We start from the raw sequence: 6,647 nt of genomic DNA on the forward strand, positions 1-6,647 counted from the left end.
GTTTTTAATTCAACAGAAAGGTTTGCCATGAAAAAGACCCTCGCCGTGCTTGAAGGCGACGGCATTGGGCCAGAGATTATGCGCGAGGGGATTAAAGCTCTTCGCACGATTGAAAAAAAGTTCGATCACGAGTTTGTGCTGGAATACGCGCCTTTTGGTGCGGCGTCGTATTTTGACGAGGGTAGTCCGTTTCCCGATGAGACAAAAGCCCTGTGTGATCGGGCAGACGCGATTATCAAAGGTCCGGTGGGGCTTTCCATTGAAGAGACGAAGAAAATTCCACAGGAGTTGCGTCCGGAACTCGGTGCTATTCTGCCTTTGCGAAAGCGTTTTAATACGTATGCCAATTATCGCCCGGTCAGGTTGCCTAAATCTCTCGCGTCATTTTCTCCTTTGCGCGATAGCGTTATTGGAGAGGGTATTGATATTCTCATGATTCGGGAACTTGTGGGTGGTATTTATTTTGGGGAGAAAGAAGAAGGTACTGCCACGGGTATGAAATACGCGCGCGACGATTGTATTTATACCGAAGAGCAGGTACGCGCGATTGGAACGGTTGCGTTTGACGAAGCCCGACGTCTCGGCACCGGGATGACCCATGTCCACAAATCGAATGTGCTGGCGACATCCCGGCTTTGGGACGCGATTATCGAAGATATGGCAAAAGAATACGACGATGTCGAATACGTGTCGATTATCGTCGATAACGCAGCTTTTCAACTCGTCAGAGACCCCACGCAATTCAATGGGGTTATGCTTTTGGAAAATATGCAGGGCGATATTTTGACCGATCAGGCGGGTGGTTTGCTCGGTTCTCTCGGTTTGATACCTTCGGCGTGTATGGGGCCTGAAAAGGGCTATGTGGAACCGGCACACGGCTCAGCACCCGATATCGCGGGACAAAATATCGCCAATCCCTATTCGATGATTGGCAGTATTGCATTTTTGCTGGATAAATGTCTGGGTCTCAAAGAAGAGTCCGACGCTTTGTGGAACGCTATGTTCGATATTCTCGAGAGAGGATATGCCACTTCTGAACTCGCTTCAGAAATAACCGATCCGAAAAATGTTCTTTCGACCAGTGATTTTGGCGATATGGTCGTCGATATTTTGAGTAATTAAAGGAGATTTCCCATGAGCAATATCATCGCTTTTATCGGTACCTATACTCGCACTGGCAGCAAGGGTATTTACGTTCACCGATTCAATACCGAGACCGGTGAACTCACTCCGGCGAATAGCATCGAGAGTGAGAATCCGACATTTCTCGCCATTCATCCCAATGGGCGCTTTCTCTATGCGGTCAATGAGATCAGTGAATACAATGGCGAGAGCGCGGGGGCGATTAGCGCGTATGCCATTGATGTAGAAGCCGCAGATCTCGCGTTTATCAACCGGCAATCGACAGTAGGCACTGGTCCCTGTCATTTGAATATCGATGCGACGGGTCGCTATGCTGTGGTGGCAAATTACGGTGGGGGTAGCACCTGTATGTTGCCCATTGGGGAAGATGGTGCGTTGGGCGAAGCGTCGGATTTTATTCAGCACGAGGGCAGTAGTGTCAATCCGCAACGACAGCAAGGTCCCCACGCCCATTCTGCGAATATTTCGCCGGATAACAGACGGGTTTATGTCGCTGATCTCGGTTTGGATAAGGTGTTGATTTTTGAGCTCGATCTCCAGAACGGCAAACTCCTTGAGAATGATCCGCCATCCGTCTCTGTTGCGCCCGGTGAGGGACCGCGTCATTTTGCTTTTCACCCTGGGGGACAATACGCCTATCTGATCAATGAAATCGGAAATACTGTCAATGCGTACGCCTATGATGCAGAGTCCGGCGCGTTGACTGAGTTGCAGTCTATCGCCACGTTGCCCGGGGATTTTTCAGATACGAGCCATACGGCGGATGTTCACGTTTCATCCGATGGCAAGTTTGTGTATGGATCAAATCGCGGTCACGATAGTGTCGCCATTTTTGCTGTTGACGAGTCCAGCGGTCACTTGACGCCGGTCGATATTCACTCCACTGGAGGAGAAACGCCTCGCAATATCGCGCTTTCGCCCGATGGCAATTTCTTACTCGCAGAGAATCAAAGCAGTGATACGATTGTTTCTTTTGCCATTGACCGCGAGACCGGGAAATTGACAGAGACACGGCATGTCGCGGAAGTGCCTATGCCCGTTTGCCTGAAATTTTTGGGGTAGAAAGAGGGGATTACAATGTCCGGTGATCGTCCAAATGTGCTTTTGATTATGACGGATCAGCAACCGGTATCGACTATCGGTTGTTATGGGAATTCGGTTGTTCAAACACCCGCGCAAGACCGCCTGGCACGCGAGGGCATGCGGTTTGATAATTTTTATATTGCGGCGTTTCCGTGTACGCCGTCTCGGGCGACGTATTTGACCGGGCGCTATACGCACAACCACGGGGTGATGACCAATAATGTGGAATTAGACGATGCGTTGCCGTCAATTGGCAATACATTTCGCGATGCGGGCTATCAAACCGCGTGGGTTGGCAAGTGGCATTTGGGGGGAAATATGTATCGCGGGCTTACAGGGCGCGGTCCGTTTGACGATTGCTGGGTGCAAAAGCGGGTGGATAGTGCGCGCGATTTTGAGTTTGTACAGGTGGAGGGCGGTACGGGCGAGGATGAATCTCGCAGTGGATTTGATCACTGGGTTGGGGGATGGAAGCATTTCAAAGCGTATTTGCAGACGACTGATTTGCCCGATGAGGTTAAAAATTTGCCTCGCGTGGGCAATCATCAGGCAGCGCCGAGTGCCCCAGACCGGGAGCACAGCGTGAGTTTGTTGGGAGAGGATCACCACATGGCGCACTTTTTTGCCGATGAGATGGTGACGTTTCTCAATGCTAATCGGGATAATTCATTTTGTGCGGTGTTGTCTTTTTACGGACCGCATTTGCCCGTTTGCCCGCCTGAACCCTGGGATTCGATGTACGATTTGGACGATGTAGCCCTGCCCGATAATTACGATGCGCCATTGGAGGATAAGCCGCGTTTTCAATGGGATAATGCCCGCACTTATGTGCGCGATGTCTGGTCGAGAGATGAGGTGCGAGATTATGTTCGGCGTTATTGGGGGTATGTGAGTTATATCGACGCACAAATAGAGCGGGTGCTCAATGCGCTGGATGCCAATGGGCAGGCGGAGAATACGATTGTGATGTTTGTGTCGGATCACGGCGATATGGTGGGACAGTTTGGGATGGTGTATAAGTTGACGTATTGTGGGTATGATACGTTGATGAAGGTGCCGTGTTTGGTGCGGTGGCCCGGGCGAATTGAGGCGGGGTCTGTGAACATGTCTTTGAATAGCAGTGTGGATGTGATGCCCACGCTGCTGGATCTGGCGGGTGTGGATATTCCCGAGGGGGTGGATGGCGAGAGTATAGGCGGTGTTTTGAAGGGTGAGCGCGATGTTGCGCGGGAAGAGATTTTTACGGATTTGATGAATCGCGGTGTGATGATCAGGCAGGGGGCGTGGAAGTTTGTGTTGAATTGGAAGCCTCTGAGCGGTGGGGTGCGCGATTTGGACGAGCTTTACAATCTGGCGGATGATCCCCATGAGGAACACAATCTGGCGTATCGAGATCGCGCGCGTGCCGCATCGATGAGAGACCGCATTTTGAGCTGGTTGGAGGAGACGGGGCATCCGTATGTAAATACTATCCGGGAACAGGCACTTCGAGAACCATCTTGAAGTGAAAGGGGCTGTCATCGCGCGATGGCGACCCTTTTTGACTTACCACGAATGCACCATGTGGCCGTTGCCGGGGAAGTAGATGTGATCTACGAGTGTGGAGAGGCCAACGCCGAGGGTGTATCCGATTAAGAGGCCGATGAAGAAGGGTTGCAAATCGCGGTAGAGCCGAATGCCGCCGATGCGCAATACGATGGATTTAAATGCCCAGACGAGGAAGACGGTGAAGGCGGTGACTCTGACGGGATAGACATATCCCACTGTAAATCCCACGGGATGGAGGGGCCACCACGCAAAGCGCAGGCGCATGAGGCTCAAAAACAGGGTGCCGAGCGCCCCCGCAGCCAGGAATTGCCATTCAACGCGGCCAAAAGAGGTCGGTTCCGATGCCCAGGAGACGACGCGGTCAAACATGCGCTGGCTGTATCCGCCGAATACAAAGACGTGGCGGATATTGGCGGCGCCGGTTGCGCCGTAACAGAGGTTGAGGGTATAGATAATTGAGACGGCAAAGCCGATGATAAAGGCGAGCATTAGGGCCGCGACCATGCGATTGCGCGGCCAGCGAAATACGTCGTGGATTTTGGCGGTGTGTGTGAGGGATGGGAGGATGTATTCGCGGTGGCTTTCCACGCTGTTGGCTGATAGGGCCATGCCGACGTGGTCGGGGGTTTGCACATTTGTGCCGAGTGCGGCAGCGGCGAGTTCCTGGGTTCGCAGTGGGGTTTCGACATATACGAGGCCGGTTTCTGCGACGATTTTGGCCAGGCCGATGAAGTAGATCAAGAGCAGGCCGAGTTGTACTGCTATGCCCAATAGGGAAATGCCCAGCGCGTACATATAGGCACTGGCATAAATGAGTGCGATGATCAGGCCGATCACTGCCGTGCGATAAGACAGGAGTTCGGTTTTGTCTTCTGCATTCGGTTGCCAGAGTGCGCGGATGACGGTTCCAATATGCTGCCGCGCCATGAAGAGGCCAAACAGGGCAAATGCAATGAAGCCGCCGACTTGCTGTAGCAATAGGCCGCTGCCAAAGTCTCTGCCGACTGTGATGCCAAAGCGGTTTAATGCGCCGATTTCGATGAGCGAGAGTACGTGGAATAGCCAGATGGAGAGGAGGACTTCGAGGTTGGTGAGATATCCAAAGGCCGCCATGACAAAGTTGAATTTGACTTGCAGTGGGGGAAAGTCGTGTCCAAATGAGATGGCGGTGCGGTAGGTGGGACCAATGGGTATGATTGGGAGGTTGTGCCAGAAGAGGGGCAGGATATTCCAGGATAAGATGAATAATCCGATGCCAAATCCCGTCCAGAATAATTTGTTTTTTAAAAATCCGATTTGTCCCGACGCTGTATCCTGAATCATCAGGACGGGCAATTGCGCGAGGGGAAAGGTGATGCGTTCGTGTTCGACCCATTGTTTGCGCAAGATGACGGTGATGCACAAACAGGCGATGAATAGCGCGAAGAAAAATGTGAACCACCAGAAGAGCGGTACAGCCCAGACGTGATAGGGTGTGGAAAGATGCGCCGGCAATCCCTCCCACAAATTGGTGATGTCGCCCGCGCGATTGCTGGGTACTGCCCAGGGTTGGATGTGTTCGTGGGTAAATTCCGCCCATCGGTTTTCCGGCGTGGCTTTGTAATAGGGGCTGGCGAGTACGGCGATCAGGCGTCCGGCGACGTTTTTGGTGGGAAAAACGCTACCTATAAATCCCATGCAGAGGATGAGTCCCAATTCATGTGGGCGAAGCATCCAGGTGTCTCGGATTTTTTTCAGCAGGGGATTGATGAGGAAGATGAGGAGAAATGGCAGCCACAATGACATGGGCATGTGGCCCAGAGATACGCGAGATGCGCGAAGGCGATAGGTGGTGTCGGTGGCAAAATAGCAGATGACAAGGGTCAGGATCAGGCCAACGATGATGGCGCGGGTGGTGATGTGTGACGCGGGGTCAGGCTGTGGCGCAGGATTGGGCAGGCTCATGCATTTCTTTCTGTTGGTGGATTTCTTCCTTCTCTCTTCTAACTTTTAATATACGGAGGGTATCATGCCATTTCAAGTTTTTGACTATCGCAGGGATATTACCAATATGCTGGTGACACCCCAAATTCGTTCGCGGTTTTTGAAGATGGAGGTGGGGCAGTTCAATCAGAGCCATACGCACGATTTGGGACACGAGATTTTTCTGATTTTACAAGGGCAGGCAGAGTTTGATATCGAAGGACACACGGAGGTGTTGGGTCCCGGGCAGATGTGTATTGCACTGACGGATGAGGCGCATACGGTGCGCAATGTGGGCGATGATGAGGTGATTATGTATTTGTCGGTGACACCGCATATTTTGCCGACGCATACGTATTGGACGGCAGAGGGGGAGAAGGAGCCGCCACGTTTTGCAAATTCTTCTTCTTATGATCAGGAGCCAGATTTGAGCGCTGATGCAGATGCGAGAGCAGATGAACATCTGCAGTCTGTGGAGGATTTTGTCGCGCGCGTAGAACAGACAGCAGAGACGCAGCGCGAGCAGGCTGCGGCTTTTAAGAAGGCATTCGCAGAGGGCGATAGGGAAGACGCATTCAAAGCGCGAGATGCGATGTGGGACGCGCTTTATCCGATGTTTAAGGCTGTTCACGATCTGGCTGGTGTGTGGAATGCTTTCGCGCATCGGACGGTGGATGAAGTGTGAAGTGTAATTGTAGGGGCGACCCCCCGTATAAAAGCATTACGGGGCAGGCTCTGTGGTCGCCCGCTTTTAGAAAGGACGCAAATATGGGCAAATTTAGACTGGCTTGTCATTTGATTCAGTTTCGGGGCGAGCAGCACGAAAATCCCGAGAAGGTGCTGGCAGAAGTGGCTGAGGCGGGGTGGGATGGGGTTGAGGGGTTGAAGATCGACAGTGGCGATGATCTGGT

5 protein-coding genes are annotated in these 6,647 nt (G+C 52.3%); 4 read left to right on the plus strand and 1 reads right to left on the minus strand.

Translation table 11 applies throughout. The annotated features are described in order from the left end of the window. The first annotated feature begins 27 nt into the window (after positions 1–27). The 3 genes from F4Y39_22990 to F4Y39_23000 are packed head-to-tail and all read left to right on the plus strand — an operon-like array spanning position 28 to position 3,729. Positions 28–1,122: a 3-isopropylmalate dehydrogenase gene (locus F4Y39_22990; GenBank protein MYC16607.1), complete on the plus strand. Its 1,095-nt coding sequence runs from the start codon at positions 28–30 to the stop codon at positions 1,120–1,122. 12 nt (positions 1,123–1,134) lie between these two features. After that, positions 1,135–2,205, plus strand: coding sequence for a lactonase family protein (locus tag F4Y39_22995; protein MYC16608.1), 1,071 nt, complete (start codon positions 1,135–1,137; stop codon positions 2,203–2,205). 15 nt (positions 2,206–2,220) lie between these two features. Then, positions 2,221–3,729, plus strand: a complete 1,509-nt coding sequence (locus F4Y39_23000; GenBank protein MYC16609.1) for a sulfatase-like hydrolase/transferase — start codon at positions 2,221–2,223, stop codon at positions 3,727–3,729. Between the two features lie 42 nt (positions 3,730–3,771). On the opposite strand, the gene F4Y39_23005 is transcribed toward F4Y39_23000, so the two are convergent. Then, positions 3,772–5,718 carry a hypothetical protein gene (locus F4Y39_23005; GenBank protein ID MYC16610.1) on the minus strand — a complete coding sequence of 649 codons (1,947 nt, stop codon included), beginning with the start codon at positions 5,716–5,718 and terminating at the stop codon, positions 3,772–3,774. Between the two features lie 64 nt (positions 5,719–5,782). On the opposite strand from F4Y39_23005, the gene F4Y39_23010 reads away from it, so the two are divergent. Further along, a complete protein-coding gene (locus F4Y39_23010; GenBank protein MYC16611.1) occupies positions 5,783–6,421 on the plus strand; it encodes a cupin domain-containing protein in 639 nt (212 codons plus the stop codon). The last annotated feature ends 226 nt before the right edge of the window (positions 6,422–6,647 follow it).

Source organism: Gemmatimonadota bacterium (genome assembly GCA_009838845.1).
GTDB lineage: Bacteria > Latescibacterota > UBA2968 > UBA2968 > UBA2968 > VXRD01.